The sequence below is a fragment of the Ruegeria sp. BC8 genome (assembly GCF_056535705.1).
The window spans coordinates 3,276,203-3,292,741 of the sequence record NZ_JBQFIV010000001.1; the positions used below are offsets into that span (position 1 = coordinate 3,276,203).

General features: G+C 60.7%; 21 protein-coding genes. 10 read left to right on the top strand and 11 right to left on the bottom strand.

The window, feature by feature from the left end; translation table 11 throughout:
• Nucleotides 1-7: 7 nt before the first annotated feature.
• The 8 genes from ACR3EK_RS16475 to ACR3EK_RS16510 all read right to left on the bottom strand — a co-directional run bounded on the left by ACR3EK_RS16475 (nt 8) and on the right by ACR3EK_RS16510 (nt 7,184).
• Nucleotides 8-406: a hypothetical protein gene (locus ACR3EK_RS16475; RefSeq protein WP_480633936.1), complete on the bottom strand. Its 399-nt coding sequence runs from the start codon at nt 404-406 to the stop codon at nt 8-10.
• Complete coding sequence (gene flhB / locus ACR3EK_RS16480; RefSeq protein WP_480633937.1) at nt 403-1,491, bottom strand: flagellar type III secretion system protein FlhB; 1,089 nt, start codon at nt 1,489-1,491, stop codon at nt 403-405. Before flhB ends, ACR3EK_RS16475 begins: the two co-directional genes overlap by 4 nt.
• The gene (locus tag ACR3EK_RS16485; protein WP_480633938.1) at nt 1,488-2,261 is read right to left on the bottom strand and encodes a flagellar biosynthetic protein FliR; all 774 of its coding nucleotides are present in this window, start codon (nt 2,259-2,261) and stop codon (nt 1,488-1,490) included. Before ACR3EK_RS16485 ends, flhB begins: the two co-directional genes overlap by 4 nt.
• Nucleotides 2,258-4,285, bottom strand: a complete 2,028-nt coding sequence (gene flhA, locus ACR3EK_RS16490; RefSeq protein WP_217361050.1) for a flagellar biosynthesis protein FlhA — start codon at nt 4,283-4,285, stop codon at nt 2,258-2,260. The genes ACR3EK_RS16485 and flhA overlap by 4 nt, the downstream gene beginning before the upstream one ends.
• Nucleotides 4,286-4,348: 63 nt before the next feature.
• Entirely contained in the window at nt 4,349-5,053 is a 705-nt protein-coding gene (locus tag ACR3EK_RS16495) for a lytic transglycosylase domain-containing protein (RefSeq protein WP_480633939.1), read from the bottom strand.
• A 72-nt stretch (nt 5,054-5,125) separates the two neighbouring features.
• Nucleotides 5,126-5,554 carry an Lrp/AsnC family transcriptional regulator gene (locus ACR3EK_RS16500; protein WP_093963783.1) on the bottom strand — a complete coding sequence of 143 codons (429 nt, stop codon included), beginning with the start codon at nt 5,552-5,554 and terminating at the stop codon, nt 5,126-5,128.
• A gap of 56 nt (nt 5,555-5,610) precedes the next feature.
• A complete protein-coding gene (locus ACR3EK_RS16505; protein WP_480633940.1) occupies nt 5,611-6,930 on the bottom strand; it encodes an MFS transporter in 1,320 nt (439 codons plus the stop codon).
• Nucleotides 6,930-7,184 (bottom strand): metal-sensing transcriptional repressor, encoded by a 255-nt coding sequence (locus ACR3EK_RS16510; protein ID WP_170343144.1) that lies wholly within the window; start codon nt 7,182-7,184, stop codon nt 6,930-6,932. The genes ACR3EK_RS16505 and ACR3EK_RS16510 overlap by 1 nt, the downstream gene beginning before the upstream one ends.
• Before the next feature lie 132 nt (nt 7,185-7,316).
• Here ACR3EK_RS16510 and ACR3EK_RS16515 point away from each other — a divergent pair, with 132 nt between their 5' ends.
• The 7 genes from ACR3EK_RS16515 (at nt 7,317) to ptsN (ending at nt 12,098) form a co-directional block, all read left to right on the top strand.
• A complete protein-coding gene (locus ACR3EK_RS16515) occupies nt 7,317-7,931 on the top strand; it encodes a ribonuclease D (protein WP_480633941.1) in 615 nt (204 codons plus the stop codon).
• Complete coding sequence (locus ACR3EK_RS16520) at nt 7,928-8,896, top strand: KpsF/GutQ family sugar-phosphate isomerase (RefSeq protein WP_480633942.1); 969 nt, start codon at nt 7,928-7,930, stop codon at nt 8,894-8,896. The genes ACR3EK_RS16515 and ACR3EK_RS16520 overlap by 4 nt, the downstream gene beginning before the upstream one ends.
• Before the next feature lie 12 nt (nt 8,897-8,908).
• Nucleotides 8,909-9,508 carry an LPS export ABC transporter periplasmic protein LptC gene (gene lptC / locus ACR3EK_RS16525; RefSeq protein WP_480633943.1) on the top strand — a complete coding sequence of 200 codons (600 nt, stop codon included), beginning with the start codon at nt 8,909-8,911 and terminating at the stop codon, nt 9,506-9,508.
• Between the two features lie 39 nt (nt 9,509-9,547).
• Nucleotides 9,548-10,003, top strand: a complete 456-nt coding sequence (locus ACR3EK_RS16530; RefSeq protein WP_170342617.1) for an LptA/OstA family protein — start codon at nt 9,548-9,550, stop codon at nt 10,001-10,003.
• Complete coding sequence (gene lptB / locus ACR3EK_RS16535) at nt 10,003-10,761, top strand: LPS export ABC transporter ATP-binding protein (RefSeq protein WP_093963638.1); 759 nt, start codon at nt 10,003-10,005, stop codon at nt 10,759-10,761. Before ACR3EK_RS16530 ends, lptB begins: the two co-directional genes overlap by 1 nt.
• Before the next feature lie 252 nt (nt 10,762-11,013).
• Nucleotides 11,014-11,577 carry a ribosome hibernation-promoting factor, HPF/YfiA family gene (gene hpf / locus ACR3EK_RS16540; RefSeq protein ID WP_170342438.1) on the top strand — a complete coding sequence of 188 codons (564 nt, stop codon included), beginning with the start codon at nt 11,014-11,016 and terminating at the stop codon, nt 11,575-11,577.
• A 56-nt stretch (nt 11,578-11,633) separates the two neighbouring features.
• Nucleotides 11,634-12,098, top strand: a complete 465-nt coding sequence (gene ptsN, locus ACR3EK_RS16545) for a PTS IIA-like nitrogen regulatory protein PtsN (RefSeq protein WP_170343139.1) — start codon at nt 11,634-11,636, stop codon at nt 12,096-12,098.
• A 60-nt stretch (nt 12,099-12,158) separates the two neighbouring features.
• On the opposite strand, the gene dalA is transcribed toward ptsN, so the two are convergent.
• Nucleotides 12,159-12,677 carry a divisome-associated lipoprotein DalA gene (gene dalA, locus ACR3EK_RS16550; RefSeq protein ID WP_093963636.1) on the bottom strand — a complete coding sequence of 173 codons (519 nt, stop codon included), beginning with the start codon at nt 12,675-12,677 and terminating at the stop codon, nt 12,159-12,161.
• Between the two features lie 169 nt (nt 12,678-12,846).
• On the opposite strand from dalA, the gene ACR3EK_RS16555 reads away from it, so the two are divergent.
• Together ACR3EK_RS16555 and ACR3EK_RS16560 are read left to right on the top strand one after the other, a co-directional pair.
• Nucleotides 12,847-13,446: a L,D-transpeptidase gene (locus ACR3EK_RS16555; RefSeq protein ID WP_170365582.1), complete on the top strand. Its 600-nt coding sequence runs from the start codon at nt 12,847-12,849 to the stop codon at nt 13,444-13,446.
• A 138-nt stretch (nt 13,447-13,584) separates the two neighbouring features.
• On the top strand, nt 13,585-13,767 hold the full coding sequence (locus ACR3EK_RS16560; protein ID WP_005979327.1) for a hypothetical protein: 183 nt from the start codon (nt 13,585-13,587) through the stop codon (nt 13,765-13,767).
• A 74-nt stretch (nt 13,768-13,841) separates the two neighbouring features.
• Here the strand turns inward: ACR3EK_RS16560 and hemH are convergent, their stop codons facing one another.
• Together hemH and ACR3EK_RS16570 are read right to left on the bottom strand one after the other, a co-directional pair.
• Entirely contained in the window at nt 13,842-14,891 is a 1,050-nt protein-coding gene (hemH, locus tag ACR3EK_RS16565; protein ID WP_170359912.1) for a ferrochelatase, read from the bottom strand.
• 55 nt (nt 14,892-14,946) lie between these two features.
• Entirely contained in the window at nt 14,947-15,777 is an 831-nt protein-coding gene (locus ACR3EK_RS16570) for a methyltransferase domain-containing protein (RefSeq protein ID WP_480633944.1), read from the bottom strand.
• Nucleotides 15,778-15,817: 40 nt separating this feature from the next.
• On the opposite strand from ACR3EK_RS16570, the gene ACR3EK_RS16575 reads away from it, so the two are divergent.
• Nucleotides 15,818-16,522, top strand: a complete 705-nt coding sequence (locus tag ACR3EK_RS16575; protein ID WP_480634045.1) for a double zinc ribbon domain-containing protein — start codon at nt 15,818-15,820, stop codon at nt 16,520-16,522.
• The last annotated feature ends 17 nt before the right edge of the window (nt 16,523-16,539 follow it).

Consider the following 16,539-nt stretch of genomic DNA (forward strand, 5'->3'; position numbering starts at 1 on the left):
GCGGGCTTCAGCTTTCGGTTTGCTGGTTCATCAGTTTCCTGGCGCGTGCAATGCGCAGCGCGGTTTCTTGATCGCGCTGCAACGTCTCAACCGCCTGCTTGCGGCCGAATGCTTGGCGAAGGTCCTCAATCATTGCCAGTTTCCGGGATCTGACGCGCGCCAATTCAGTGTTGAGGTCACGCCGGGTTCTGGACTCCCACCCGTGCCACAAGACGTCCGCGCCAGCGATGTGGTACCCAGGGGTTTGAGCGGCGTCCGACGCCGTTTGGGCGACCTGCGCGTTTAGCGCGTTGATCTGTGCCTGAATGCGGCTTTCGGCCTCAAGTATCGGTTTCAGTTTCTGAAACTCTCTTTCGAAAGAAGCCGCGGTGACCGCCGCTAGATCCCTTAGCTTCGCGCGTGTCATCCGACCGCTCCCTTCGCGCGTTTTCGCATGGCTTCGGCAAATCGGATGGCCGCAGCGACCGGGCGATAAAGGTCTTCCGTTATCTCCTTTCCGATCTCGACGGTCGCATGCAGGGCCCGCGCCGTCGGCGGATCCGAATGAATCGGAACTCCTGACTCCATCGCTGTTCGGCGGATTGTCGCGGCAACTTCGTCAACGCCCTTTGCGACGCAGACGGGTGCGGTTCCACGAGCGCGGGTCCATTTCAATGCCACTGCAAAATGGGTGGGGTTGACGATGACCACGTCGGCCTTTGGAACCTCGGCCATCATCTGGTTGGTCGCAATCTCTTGCGCGCGCTGGCGTCTCTGCTGTTTGACATGCGGATCGCCTTCCGAGTCCTTCGTCTCGTCCTGCAGTTCTTTGCGCGACATTCGATTTTTGCGCATGTGCTCGGAATACTGCCACAGGTAGTCGATGACCCCGATGGTCAGCGTGACGGCGACGACGATGAACAGGAACCGAAACAGTAGGTTCATCATCAGCGGGATGGAGGCTCGTGCGGGGCTGGCTGCAGCCGTCAGGATGTCCGCCAGGTTGGATTTCAAAAACACGGCAAGGCAGATGCTGTAGATCACCAGCTTGATGAAGCTTTTGAGGAACTCAAAAAGTCCGGCACGACCGAACTTGTTCTTGGCATTGGATGGGATTGAAATGCGGGACATCTTCGGCGTCAGTTTGCTTGGGGCAAACACAAGGGCGCGCTGTGCCAAGAGGTTCAGCAACACAAACGCCGCTGGAACCGCCAACAGAATACCCGCGGAAACGGCAACCTTTGTCATCAGCCCGCCGACCGGTGCAGCCGCGCTGCCAGACGTCAACAACAGTGACAGTTCCGGGGCCTGATCAATCAGAACCATCAGGGATGATCCCAAGTGTTCGGTCGAAAACTGCCCGACCGCCAAAAGAGCGATTGTCAGGCCGGAATAGGCGGCAACGGCGGACAGGTCATTTGATTTGACGACCTCACCCTTTTCCCGAGCCTTCTGCAGTTTCTGCGGTGTCGCCTCGAAGGACTTGTCAATGTCGTCGTCCGAGCCGCTCAATCCGGTGCTCCGTTCGGATCTAGCAAGTACTGGAACAGGACGTCAGACCAGACCGCAAGGATGATCGGCGTTCCCGCGAACAAAAGGAACAAACCGGCAAAGGTGATTGCCGGCGCGCCCACAAAGGCGACCATCAGTTGAGGCATGGCCCGGTTGATGACACCCAGAGCCAAGTTGTAGATCAATGATGCAATGACAAACGGCATGGCCAGCCCAAAGGCCAATGCAAAGCTGCGCGATACCTGCGACACCCCCCAACGGGAAAGATCGGTCGCTGTTGGGGCCGCGCCCACCGGGAATAGTGAATAGCTTTCGATCAGGAATTGGGCCGCCCGGATGTGAACGCCCATCAGTGTGGCAAGGGCCAACCCGGACAGGGTCAAAAAATGTCCCATCGCCGGGGCCGGATCGGCAGCCGCGCTACCCAGGATCTGCGATAACGACGTGGCTTGCGCGGCCATCGACCCGGCGGTTTGAAGGGCGAGTACCAGTAGCCGAAGTCCGATCCCCAGGGTCAGGCCGATCAGGATTTCGGTCAGTATCAATTGAACCAGCGGCATCAGGCCACTGTCGGGCTCGGCAATGGAAACCGACGGCGCGACGACCAGCGTGAATGCCATTGCGACCCCCAGCTTTACGCGGGTTGGAATGCTGCGCTCCCCGAAGGCTGGCAGCAGGGAAACCACCGCTGAAACCCTGAGAAAAACCACAAATGAGGACCACAGAACGCCTCCCAGCTGAGCCAGCAAGTCCGGCGGCAGCCCAATCACGCCGGCACCGTTCCGACCAGAGCCGGCCGCGCTTCGAGCCCAATTTCCTCGAACGACAGGACAGGATTCGAGATTCCCCGCGCGTGCATGATGGTACGCAGCAACCTGCGCCGCCGCGTCGAGGTTACCAACGCCGGGAACACACCCTGATCCGCGCTGCGTGTTATCGTCGTGACGACGCCATCGGCCAGTTTGTTGAACAGATTGGGGGGCAGCGCCACATCCAATCCAGCATTCGGAGTGTCGATCTGGTAGGTGGAGAAGGTCTCCTCCCATTCCGGCGCCAACTGGATCAGGGGGATCGAGCCGTCGCCGCGCTTCAGGTCCGCCACCAGTTGGAAGCCCAGTCGCTGGCGCACGATCTCACAGATCGCCTCAGGCTGCGTCGTGGTCATCCGCGCTTCGGCCACGCTTTCCAGGATCAGCGCCATGTTGCGGATCGAAACCCGTTCTTCGAGCAGCAGCCTCAAAACCGCGTGCAAGGTGTCGATCGGAACCTTGTCGGGGATCAGCTCATCCAGCAGCTTTCGGTTCGCCTCGGCCCGGACCGGGTCGCTGAGGCGGGTCATCTCGGACAGGTGCCGACGCAGGGATTTCAGGGTCAGCAGGCGCGGGAAGTTCTGCTTGATGATTTCCAGCAGATGGGTGGCCAGAATCTCGGGCGGGGTTACGATGGTTGCACCGCTCAGGGCGGCGGCCTCTTGATCCTTGGGCAGGATCCATCGGGCGGGTGCGCCGTAGACCGGTTCGGTGACGTCATTGCCTTCCGGCAACAGGTCCAGCCCGTCCTGCACCAGTGCCAGGATCAGGTCGGGGTGAAGCACCCCCCGGGCCTGTTCGACGCCCTGAACACGAATGACGTAAGTGCCCGTCGGCAAGTCGGCCCGGTCTGTCAGCCGGATCTCCGGCAGGATCAATCCAAAGCTCGACGCGACGTAGGTCCGCATGTTGGCGATCCGAGCGTCCAATCCGGTGCCGGGGTTCAACACCATGCTGACCAGATCCGGGGCAAATTCGAGGTGAACGTCGTCGAGGTCAAGGACGTCTCCGATGCCTTGTGTTGCCTTGGGCTCGGCGTCCGAAGCCGGCATATGTGCCGACTCTGTGGCAGCTGATTGTTTTTTGTGAACAACAAAGGCCGCATAACCCAGGATCACGCCGCCGAGAATGAACGGCAGAAAAGGCAGCCCGGGCACCAGCGCAAACAGCACCATCAGGATCGCAACGGTTGCCAGCGCAGCCGGATGACGCCCCAGTTGCGAGAACAAGGCAGTATCGGTTGCACCCTGCGTACCACCGCGGGCCAGCAACAGGGCGGATGCGATAGAGATGATGACCGCCGGTATCTGCGTGACCAACCCGTCACCAACGGTCAGGATCGCATAGGTTTCAAACGCCGAGGCGACCGGCATACTGTGCACGATCACCCCCATGATCAACCCCATCACCAAGTTGAGCAGGGTAATCAGCAGCCCGGCAATTGCATCGCCCTTGACGAATTTGGATGCCCCGTCCAGCGACCCGAAAAAGGTGGTTTCCTGTTGCTCAAGCTCGCGCCGTTCCTTGGCTTGCTGATGGTCGATGGCGCCGGCAGACATGTCGCTGTCGATGGCAAGCTGTTTGCCCGGCATACCGTCAAGGGCAAAGCGGGCCCCGACCTCGGCCATGCGCGCCGCACCTTTGGTAATCACCATGAAATTCACGATCAGCAGCACGCCGAACACCACGAGGCCCAGGAAGATGCTGCCGCTCATGACGAATTGGGCAAAGCCCTCGATGACGTCACCGGCGGCGTTGGGCCCGGTATGACCCTGCCCGATGATCAGCTTTGTCGACGACACGTTGAGCGACAGGCGCAGCATCAGCGAAGCCAGCAGGATCGTTGGAAAGGACGAGAAATCCAGTGGCCGCTCAATGAACAGGGTCAGGGTGAAAATCAGGATGGCCAGCGCGAACGAGGCCGCAAGGCCAATGTCCAGCACCCAGGATGGCATTGGCAGGATCATCATGACGATCACCGTCATCAAGGCCAACGCCAGTAGAACGGTGGGTGAAAACAGGGATCGGGCGTCAAGCTTTGGCACGCGTCACTCCTGATCGAACGCGATGAACGCAGCAGCAGCGGCGGAGGAGGGAACCAATGAGCCCAAGCGGCCCGTCCCGGTTCGGCCACGACCGGGCGGGATCAAAGGCGCGGCCGCCCGGGAAAAAGGATCGCGGCCCGGGGGTCCCGGTTGCGCCAGCCGCACGCCGTCGAGATTGGCGAGGATGGTTTCAAACCGGTCCGTATAAGCCTGTGCGAGGTCCGGCGTGCGCGAGTGATAGGCACCAACCGCATGCCCCCACGAACCATGTTCGGCATGGAGCGTCTTCAGGAACTGCGCGGCGTAGGCTGCGTTCTGATCCGGATCAAACATAGCGTCTATGGACCGGAAAGCTTTGCCATGCCAGCGGTAGTTGATCTGGAAACAGCCTATATCAAAACTGCGCGCACCCGCTTTGAACACGTCGAAGACAAAGGCCTTGGCCTCGGTCTCGGTGGCGAACCAGTACCCTTTGCCCTCGACATTGACGGTCCAGGGCCAGGGTGTCAGGCGGCCGTTCATCTTGCGCCCGGTCTCGGTTCGAGTGACGGCCAACAGGATATCCTGCGGGACACCTTCGGCCACTGCCGCCCGGCGCGCGGCCCGGTCGCAGACTTCAGTCGCGTGGCCATCCGACCATGCCAGGGCAGCAGGCGCGGCGGCGGCCAGCCAAACGGCGATCGAGATGAAAAACTTGAGCTCTGGCATTCTGCCGGTCCGGGGATTCTTGTGTCCGGGCCAAGCTAGCCAGTTTTGGGTTTACAGAGGGTTATCGGGACCTCAGCCCCGATCGATGCGGCGGCCGAACACAACGCTGGTGTTGGTCCGCAGCACTCCCGGGATCGCCGCTAGCTCATCAACCAGAATGTCCAGATCCTCGATCCGCGGCGCTTCGGCGGACAGCAACAGATCGAATTCTCCATTGATCGACAGGCACAGCTTGACCTCTGGATAGGCTTCCAGCCGCTTGATAATGCGGGCGGTTTCTTTCTGCTGTACCTCCAGCAGGACAACGACCTGGACCTTGGGCGTGTCCTCGGCCTGGCGCAGGATCACCGAATATCCGGCGATCACACCGTTTCTCTCCATCCGGCTGATACGTTCATGCACCGTAGTCCGGGCCACCCCGAGCGTTGCCGCGATATGGGTGGTCGAGGCGCGCGCGTTGTGTTGCAGCGCGGCAATGATGCGGCGATCAAGCTGGTCCATCGATGCTCCGTGTTCCGAAGGGATGGTTCGGGTGTATGCCAGTTTGGCGCCTGCGCTCAAGGCTGATGCGGGTATCGGGGGTGAAGGTCGTCGATGATGATCGGGTGGGCGTGCTCTGCCGATCCGGACAGGTGCGGATGGTCGACCGGCAGGTCCGGATGCTGGTGGATGACCGCGCCCGGCTCGGCGCGAGGCCATGCCAACAGAGCTCCGACCAGACCGCACAGTGACAGAACGGTCAACAAAGCCATGGCCACTGTCGCACCGAACGCTGTCATGACCCATCCGGCCAGCGGGTAGAGAACCAACCAGCAGGCATGCGACAGGGTGAATTGGGCGGCGAAGACGGCCGGGCGGTCTTCGGCGTGGGCCGACCGGGTCAGCAGGCGCCCCGACGGGGTCAGGGTTGCCGAGTATCCGAAGCCGACCAGTGCCCAGATTGCGGACAGCCCGGCAAGGTTCAAAGGTACAGCTGCAGACAGGATTGCAGCAAACGCCATGGAAGCGGTGGCAATTGTGGCACCCGCCAGCATCACTTTGCGGTCCTCGAACCGCCGCAAAACCGCCGGCAAGGCAAATGCCGCCAGCATGGACCCGCTCCCAAATCCGGCCAGCGCGATGGCCACGGCACTGTCGGACAGCCCCAGGCTTGCACGCACGATGACGACGGTATTGACCAGGACCATCGCGCTGAGCGCTGCGGCGCTCCAGCTCAAAGCAAGCAACCCCCGAAGGCGCGGTGTGGCCAGATAGATCCGCAGACCGCGGGTCGTGCGGTCGAAGAACTCGCGCGGCCGGACGGGCGTGGGAGAGGGAAGGGTAACCGACATGACCAACAAGGCCGAGGCGACAAAGCCGAGGCTTGTTCCCAGAAACAGGCTGTCGAAGCTGACGAAGATCAGCAGGAACGCGGCCAGCATCGGGCTCACCAGACTTTCCAGATCATAGGCCAGGCGCGACAACGACAGCGCCTTGGTATAGTCCTGCTGGTCGGTAAGAACGTCTGGTATCGTGGCCTGAAACGCCGGGGTGAACCCGGCCGAAGCAGATTGCAGAACGAAGATCAGAACGTAGACCTGCCAGATTTCGGTCACGAACGGCAGGCACAGCGCCACTGCGGCGCGGACGAGGTCCAGCGTCACAAGGAGTTTTCGTCGGTTCAGCCGTTCCGCAAAGGCCGCCGCCACCGGTGCGACCGTAACATAGGCAACCATCTTTATCGTCAGTGCCGTACCCAGAACCAGGGCCGCAGAGCTTCCGGCAAGATCGTAGGCCAGAAGCCCCAGGGCCACCGTGGCAAGACCGGTGCCCGTCAAGGCCACGATTTGCGCAGCAAGCAGGTGACGATAGACCCGGTTTTGCAGAACGCTCAGCATCACAGGTACTTGGTGATGGCCTTGAAGGCGTCGACCGAGTCGGCGTCGCCCGAAGCAAGGCAATGGTCGACATGATCATGGATCAGTGTCCGCTTGGCATTCGTGATCGCCTTTTCCACGGCAAAAAGCTGCTGAGCGATGTCCGGACAGGGCTCCTGGTCGTCCAGCATTGCGATGACCTTGGCCAGATGCCCATGTGCGCGTTTCAGGCGCGCGATGATCTGCGGGTGTGTTGAATGCTTGTGAGGGTTCATGCATTAACCCTATCCCCCCCATGGGGATGCATCAAGCCTGCCGGAGATCAATCGCGGCATCGGTCCGGATGGCGTTGAGTTTGCAGGCCAAACACCCTATTTCGGGGACGATACCGAACGAAGGAAACACGTGTGGCGAACCATCTGTACAAGAACGACCTGCCCGATGGGCTGGATCTGGGCCCGATCGTGGCCATTGATTGTGAGACCATGGGTCTCAACCCGCACCGGGATCGCCTGTGCGTGATTCAGATGTCCGGGGGTGACGGCGATTGCCATATCGTGCAGGTCGAAAAGGGCCAAACCTCGGCGCCAAACCTGAGTGCCATGCTGGAAAACCCGGATGTGCTGAAGCTGTTTCATTTCGGGCGGTTCGACATTGCCGCGATGTATCATGCCTTCGGGGCGTTGGCCGCTCCGGTATATTGCACCAAGATCGCCAGCCGCCTTGTGCGCACCTATACCGATCGTCATGGACTCAAGAACCTGTGTCAGGAGTTGCTGGGCGTCGATATCTCGAAACAGCAACAGATGAGCGACTGGGGTGCGGAGACCCTGACCGAGGCCCAACTGGATTATGCGGCCTCCGACGTCCTGTATCTGCACCGTTTGCGTGATGCCTTGAACGCGCGGCTGGCGCGTGAAGGGCGCACCGAGATGGCGCAGGCCTGTTTTGACTTCCTGCCGATGCGTGCCAGACTGGATCTGGCCGGATGGCCTGAAACGGATATTTTTGAGCACTCATGACAGACAATGAATCCTTTCTGAAGGTTGCCCGTCAGGTAATCACCGACGAAGCCCGGGCGTTGGATGTTTTGGCCGACAGCCTTGACGACCGGTTTGCCGAAGCCGTTCAGCTGATCCTGCAGGCCACAGGGCGGATCATCATCAGCGGCATCGGCAAGTCTGGACACATCGGCCACAAGATCGCCGCAACCCTGGCCAGCACCGGTACGCCGGCCTATTTCGTTCATCCGGCCGAGGCCAGCCACGGCGATCTGGGGATGGTGTCGAAAGGAGACGTGGTTCTGGCGATCTCCAATTCGGGCGAGGCGCCGGAACTGGCCAATCTTCTGGCCTTTACCCGGCGGTTCGGCATCCCTTTGATCGGCCTGTCCAGCAAGCCCGAAAGCTCGTTGATGAAACAGGCGGACGTGCATTTGCTGATCCCCTCTCTGGGCGAAGCCTGCGGTTATGGGATGGTGCCGTCGATCTCGACCACGCTGACGCTGGCCATGGGCGATGCGCTGGCGATTGCGCTGATGAAATATCGTGACTTCAAACCAGAGGATTTCCGCGCCTTCCATCCGGGCGGCAAACTGGGCGCGCAGCTGAGCGCAGTACGCGATCTGATGCACAGTGGCGATGCGGTGCCGCTGGTTTCTTCCGATACACCGATGAGCGACGCGTTGATCGAGATCAGCCAGAAAGGCTTTGGCGTGGTCGGGGTGACGGACGCGGACGGCAAGCTTGCCGGCATCATCACCGACGGCGACCTGCGGCGCCACATGGAGGGGCTGCTGGACAATACGGCCGCTCAGGTCATGACCCGCAATCCGACCACGATCGCACCAGATTCGCTGGCCGAAGAAGCCGTGGCGATCATGAACGCGCGCAAGATCACCTCGTTGTTCGTCGTCGACCCCGAACAACCGGGATTGGCGCAGGGCCTTCTGCATATTCACGATTGCCTGCGCGTCGGGCTGGGCTGACAGGAGGCGCAGGTGGACCGCTATTCCCGAATGGTGCAGTTCCTGAAGGTTCTGTTGCCGCTGGCGGCGATTCTGCTGCTGTCCACGGTATTCCTGCTGTCGCGCAGCATCGAAACAAACGTCTCGGGTCCGTTTTCCCAAGAGGATATCGACGAACGGCTTGAGGGGCAGCTTGTGACCCGCCCGAACTATCGCGGGACCACCCGCAAGGGCGAAGATGTCCAGGTCGAGGCGGTACGGGCCAGCCAGGGAACTGCCGACAGCGATCCAAGAGCAACGGAATTCCGTGGCCGGTTCGGCCTGTTGAACGGTGGGGTGATCACGCTGGATTCCAACTCGGGGTCGATCCGACCGGACAAGGCGACGGCCACCTTCACGGGGGACGTGGTGATCACCACCACGGACGGTATCCGGGTGACAACAGACCTGTTGAATACTTCTTTGGACGAGATCCGGGGCGATACGCCAGGTCAGGTGCAGGGAACGGGGCCAATCGGAAATTTCTCGGCCGGGCGGATGACATTTGGCGCTGAAAAAGAGGGTGGACCGGTCCATATTCTTTTTACAGATGGCGTTAAGCTGTTATATGAGCCGAAAAAAGCCGAAAGATAGACTGTGTTTGATTTTCGTTTCGTCCTCGTTTGTTTCGCCCTGGCCGTGGGTTCGGTGCCAGCGTCCGCGCAGGAAGCGCAGGTGGCCTTTGGGTCGGTGAAGGCCGATCCCAGTCTGCCGGTCGAAGTGACGTCCGAGACGCTGAACGTCAATCAAGAGGACGGTTCGGCCGAGTTTCTTGGCAACGTCATTGTCGTGCAGGGCGAAATGCGCCTGTCCGCCGGTCGCGTGTTGGTGATCTACAACCAGGATCGGTCGGGGATCGAACGCATGGAGGCGTCGGAAAACGTCGTGCTTGTCAGCCCGCCGGATGCCGCCGAGGGGGACTGGGCGGAATACACCATCGACTCGGGTGTGATCGTGATGAAGGGCAACGTTCTGCTGACGCAGGGGCCCAGCACGATCAGCGGCGACCAGATGATCGCGAACCTGACCAGCGGAACCGCGACCATGTCGGGGCGGGTCAAGACGATCCTTCAGCAGGGCGGCAATTGATGGCGGGCCCGCAACTGTCCGTTGCCGAAGGGTCTCAGGGTCTGAAGATTCAGAAACTGCGCAAATCCTATCGCAAAAAGACCGTGATCCGGGACGTGTCGATGACGCTGGACCGGTCCGAGGTCGTGGCGTTGCTAGGGCCGAACGGCTCGGGCAAGACGACCACGTTCTATTCCGTTGCCGGGCTGGTGTTCCCCGAGGCCGGAACGGTCACTTTGGACGGTCAGAATGTGACCACGCTGCCGATGTATCGCCGGGCGCGCATGGGCATCGGGTATCTGCCGCAGGAAATGTCGATCTTTCGCGGCTTGAGTGTCGAGGACAATATCTCGGCCGTGCTCGACATTGCGGTGAAGCATGTGCACCGCCGCAAGGAACGTCTGGAAGAGCTGCTTTCGGACTTTTCGATCGAGCATTTGCGGCGGGCGCCTGCACTTGCATTGTCGGGCGGTGAGCGCCGTCGCGTCGAGATAGCCCGCTGTCTGGCCGCCGACCCCAAGTACCTGCTGCTGGACGAGCCGTTTGCCGGCGTCGACCCGATCAGCGTGGGCGATATCCGGCATCTGGTGGCGGATCTGAAGAAGCGTGGAATCGGCGTACTGATCACCGACCACAACGTGCGGGAAACGCTGGAAATTGTGGACCGCGCCTATATCCTGCACGACGGGCAGGTGCTGATGTCCGGATCGCCCGACGAGGTGGTGGAAAACGAAAATGTCCGCCGCGTGTATTTGGGTGAAAACTTCAAGATTTCATAGGCTTAGCTGTGATTGCGCCAGGCGCATGACAGAATTCGCGTATATACACTCCTGTTTTGATTGACTCTTCTGCCGCCTCTTGGCTCAATTGGGACATGGCATTTTCGCGGTTCCAGACTGGATCTCGATCTCCCTTCTCCGAAGGGCCCTACCGAGGACAACCGCGAAACATGTCTCTACCCCCCACCCGATAAAAACAAGCATGTCACCTGACGTGACGTCATAATGGGTGTGAATTGTGAAGGAGATCACATGCGTTACCAAATCAGCGGCAAACAGATCGACATTGGTGCAGCCTTGCAGACACACGTGCAGGACGCATTGGGCGAGGTCGTGAGCAAATATGCTCAGCGACCGACGGATGCCAACGTCGTCTTTTCCCGTTCAGCGCATGAGTATGTGTGCGAAACCACCATACATATGTCCACGGGCCTGACAGCCCAGGCCAAGGCACATGCAACCGAAATCTATGCAGCATTCGAGGCGTGCTGCGAAAAGATGGAGAAACAGCTGCGTCGCTACAAGCGTCGCCTCAAGGACCACCATCGTGAACGGGCTCAGCCGGTTGAACTCTTCGGAGCGTCATCTTATATCCTCGCCTCGAACGAATCGGACGTGGCCGACGAACCCGACTCATTGCAGCCCATCATCGTGGCTGAGATGGAAACCAAGATCCCATCGTTGAGTGTCGGCGAAGCTGTCATGCAAATGGAATTGGCCGGCGCCCCGGTGCTGGTGTTCAGGAATGAAAACAAGGACGGATTGAACGTCGTGTATCGCCGGGATGACGGCAATATCGGCTGGATCGATCCGTAACAGGCAAGAATTGGGCGGGGCCCCCGGATTCTGGGGGCGTCGCCGTGGAGCAAAACATGGATTTGTCGAGCATACTGAAGCCCGAAGCGGTGCGCGTGCTATCTGCAGCGTCCAGCAAAAAACGGTTGTTTCAGGAAATCGGTGACGTCGCTGCGGGCGCACTCGGACTTGATCCGCAGACCATCGTAGACTGCCTGCTGGAGCGGGAAAGCCTTGGGCCGACCGGCGTTGGCCATGGTGTTGCCCTGCCACACGCCCGTTTGTCCGAGATCGACTCGGTTGCCGGCGTGTTCGTCATGCTGGAAAAGCCCATCGACTTCGGATCGGTCGACCGTCAGCCCGTGGATCTGGCCTTTGCGCTGTTCGCCCCGGAAGACGCCGGTGTCGAGCACCTCAAGGCCTTGGCGCTGGTATCGCGCACGCTGCGCGACGGCGCGGTCTGCTCGAAGCTTCGGGCCAACCCGGATCCGGTCAAGCTGTATGCGATCCTGACCACAGCCCAGTCCATGCAAGCTGCCTGAGACCTGTTAGAAAGAAAAAAGCCCCCGGTTTTCGGGGGCTTTTTTCGTCTGGGGCCATGCTTAACCGCCGGTTCCCATCTCGAGCGTCCACCAGATCTTCCCGCCGTTTTCCTGGTGCCATGCAAACCCCATCTGGGTTGCTTGCGGGTCCATGATCACCGATCGCGGACCCGGTTCCTGCATCCACGCGGCCAGGGTTTCGGTTTCGGTCTCGTAGGTCTCGGAAATCGCTTCACCCAGGAAACGCCCCGCATAACCGGCACGGGCCACCCGGTCGAGCGGCGAAGATCCGTCCGAGCCGAAATGCCAGGGCCGGTTCTGCCGCGACATGTCCTTGGCGTGCGTCGCCGCCGCTGCGTTCAACTGCGCGTTCAACTGCACCGACTGCAGTCCCGACGCCTGCCGCAGGGCGTTTACGGAATCAAGCATGCGGAACTGCAGTTTTTCGGGATTTCCCCGGATCTTGTAGGCTTTGGGCAGCGGGCGCCCATCCGCACCAAGGGTTGAAGTGCCGCTCACGTCGGTACATGCCGCCAGCGCGACAAGGCAAATCAAGAGCAGGGAAAATATGCGCGTCATGATGTGTCCGGTTTGCTTGTTTCCAATTGGCAATACCCTGCCAGCGGCCCATGAGCAAAGGCTCAAATGCACGAACCCGCATGATTCTGCCGGTTTGATTTGCGACTGAAGCATTCTGGCAATAACATAGAGCGGATTCTTGCACATCTTTCGCAGAGGACCTGTCACCATGGTCAAGAAACGCGTTTTCTCTTCGTCCCGCCGCGGATTCCTCGCAGGCGCATCGTCTTTGCTCGCCAGCCCGGCGATCGCCCAATACATCCCGGGCGACCCATTGCGCCCTGCACCCGAGCCTGAACCGGCCGTTCGCCGCAACGTGTCGGGGTTCAAGGCGCAGCAGTGGCAGCCCTACTTCTCGAACACCCGGAACGGGGCGATTCTGGTCGACACCGTTTCCCGCGCTTTGCACTACTGGTCGGAAGATCAGACCGTCTACAAGCTGTACCCGTCCTCGGTTCCGCTGACCGAAGAACTGACCCGCCGCGGTCGCACAAGTGTCATCCGCAAGGTCGAAGGGCCCAGCTGGTCGCCGACGCCGTCGATGAAGAAAAGAAACCCGGAATGGCCGGATTACATCCCTCCGGGGCCCGATAACCCGCTGGGAACGCACGCGTTGTATCTCAGCTGGAAGTATTACCGGATCCACGGAACCCACGATACGCGGAAAATCGGCCGCCGGTCGTCGAACGGGTGCATCGGGTTGTTCAACGAGAACATCGCAGAGCTGTACGCCATGGCGAAGGTCGGGACGCAAGTGTTGCTAATTTGACGACATTTTCGCGCGCCAACCCGCTTGCACTGCAAGTTGCAATTGCATTCGTTCTGCTTTGCTGATTAGAAAAAACCACGAGGTAAGTCTTAGGTGTGTGGTTCCGCAATTGGGATCGCGCAAACTCTGGAGGTTAATATGAAGAAACTTGTACTCGCTGCTGCACTGACCGCTGCTGCTTCGACCGCATATGCTGGCAACCTGGAAGAGCCGGTTGTTGAGGCACCTGTTGTCGTCGAAGAAACCCAGGGCTCGTCGCAGGGCATCATCCTGCCGCTGATCCTGCTGGTCGTTGTTGCCGCAGCTGTTGCCGCAGGCTAAGTCCAACGGACTACGACAAAAAAGAAAGGCGGTGGATTTCCACCGCCTTTTTTCGTGCTTGTTTCCGGGCCGGTTCAGTCCAGCCAGCCTTTGAGGTTGTCCTCGACAACCTTGCCCAAGGCCGCGATATGCGCGTCCTCGTCGTTGAGGCAGGGAATGTAGGTAAAGCTTTCGCCGCCGGCGTGCTCAAAGCTTTCGCGGATCTCTTCGTTGATCTCTTCCAGCGTTTCAATGCAGTCCGACGAAAATGCCGGGGCGATGACGGCTATGTTCTTTTTGCCCTGCCGAGCCAGTTCCGCGACATGGTCGACAGTGTAGGGCTTCAGCCATTCCTCGGGCCCGAATCGTGACTGGAAGGTGGTCACCAGTTGATCATCCGCCCAGCCCAGCCGTTCTTTCAGCAGGCGTGACGTCTTGGCGCACTGGCAGTGGTACGGATCACCCTGCATCAGATAGCGTTCCGGCATGCCGTGATAGGAGCACACCAAAACGTCCGGCTTGGTCTCCATCGCGGCATAGGCCGTCTCGACCGACTGCGCGAGGGCGTCGATATAGGCCGGCTCGTCGAAATAGGCGGGCACCGTGCGGCTGGCGGGCTGCCAGGCCTCGTCCATCAGTGCGCGAAAGAACTGGTCGTTCGCGGTGGCGGTCGTAGCGCCGGCATATTGCGGATAGAGCGGGAAGAACAGGATGCGGTCGCAGCCCTCGGCCACCATCTGGCGGACCTTCGACTTGGTCGAGGGGTTTCCGTAACGCATGCAGAAATCCACCATGACCTTGTCGCCATACCGGTCCTGCATCGCCGCACGCATCTTGCTGGTCTGGTCCTTGGTGATGGTCATCAGCGGGCTTTCGCCCTTGTCGTGGTTCCAGATCGACTTGTACGCAGCGCCCGAGCTGAAGGGACGTTTGGTCAGGATGATGGCCTGCAGGATCGGCTGCCATTTCCAGGCCGGATAGTCGATCACCCGCCGGTCGGACAGGAACTCGTTCAGATAGCGGCGCATCGGCCAATAGCTGTAGTCGTCCGGGGTGCCGAGATTGGCCAGAAGAACGCCGACGCGGCCCATCTTCACTTTTGGGTGGTCTGCCGGAGCGTGTTCCGGGCGGGTGGCATCGAACATGGTGAGCTTCCTGAATTCTGGTTTAGAGGCTGAAATAATCGGTTCGGTCAGCGGGTCAATCGGACAGTTTGCCTTCTTTCGTGCCAAGGGCGTCGGCCAGTCTCATCTGGGCCTTGCCAGGGCGCAACGGCTTGGGCTGGCTGGCATCCGGCGCCCAGCCCGTCAGGCAGATCAGCTCGAACGTGGCACTCAGCCGGCCTTCGGGAGATGTGAAATGCGCGGCGTAAATCTCTTGGGCCCGGGAAAAGACCGCGCGGCGCGACGGGTGTTTCAACCGCTGGGTCATGGCGTTGGTTTCACCCATCGCGCGCAGGTCCCGCATCAGGTGCCACAGGTCGCGATACGTCGCCGTCAGGGGCACTTTGTCCGCAACAGGCAATGCAAAACCCGCACGCTGCAGCAGCGCGCCAAGATCTCGCAACTCGGCCATCGGCGCGACACGGGGGCTGAGACCGCCGGTCACCTCGACCTCGGCCTGACCCAGCGCGGCCCGCAATTCGTATAGCGTTTCACCGCCCAGACACACCACCAACAACAACCCGTCGGGCTGCAGCGCGCGGGCACATTGGATCAGCTGTCCCACCGGATCGTTGGCCCAATGCAGGGCCATCGCATGGACCACCAGATCATGCGCAGCGGGTTTGAGGTCCAGCACGTCGGCATCGGCCACGACCCGGGCGCCCGGCAGGACCGGCGCCCAAATCTCGGGGTAGGGGGCTACGATCGCTGGCGCAGTAAAGGATTTGTTAACCATGGAAAGGCGATCCTGCACCTCGTCCATGGCGGCGTGGTGCAGAAAAAGGGCTTCGTCGCTGATCCGCGCGCGGTGTGCCGCAAGCGTTTTGCGATCGAACAGCGAGGGTGCATTGGGTGCTGGCAAATCCATAAGCCGCAATTATCGCATATGGCAGCGGATTCAAACCGCGATCGAGGTCGTGTATCCGCCACGCTGCATCGGCTGCGGCGAGATGGCGGCCTCGGATTTCGGCCTGTGCGGGCCGTGCTGGCGCGAGACCCCGTTCATCGGCGGGACGGTCTGCCACAGTTGCGGTGCGCCGGTGCCTGGCAGCGATGATGGTCACCGAATCGACTGCGACGATTGTTTGCGCCGCCCACAACCGTGGGCCGAGGGGCGCGCGGCATTGCTGTATCAGGGACGGGCGCGGTCACTGGTTCTGGCCCTGAAGCACGGGGATCGTTCCGAACTGGCAAAACCTGCGGCGCGTTGGATGGCGCAGGCCGGTCGCACCCTGTTTCGACCGGATACGGTGATCGCCCCGGTGCCGCTGCATTGGTCGCGGCTGCTGAAGCGCCGATACAACCAGTCCGCTCTTTTGTCGCTCCAACTGGGAAAGGAGGCGGGCCTGCCGGTCTGTCCGGATCTGTTGATACGCAAGCGGCGTACCCCACCGCTGGAAGGGAAAACGGCCGCCGAGCGGGCCGAAACGCTGCGCGATGCGATCGCCGTGTATCCGCGCAGGGCGGACCGCTTGAAGGGGCGCCATGTGTTGCTGGTCGATGACGTGATGACATCGGGTGCGACCCTGGCGGCCTGCACCCATGCCTGCCGAGAGGCCGGTGCGGCTCATATTTCCGTGTTGGTACTGGCGCGCGTTGCCAAGGATGCCTAATTCCCCCTAGATTGCGC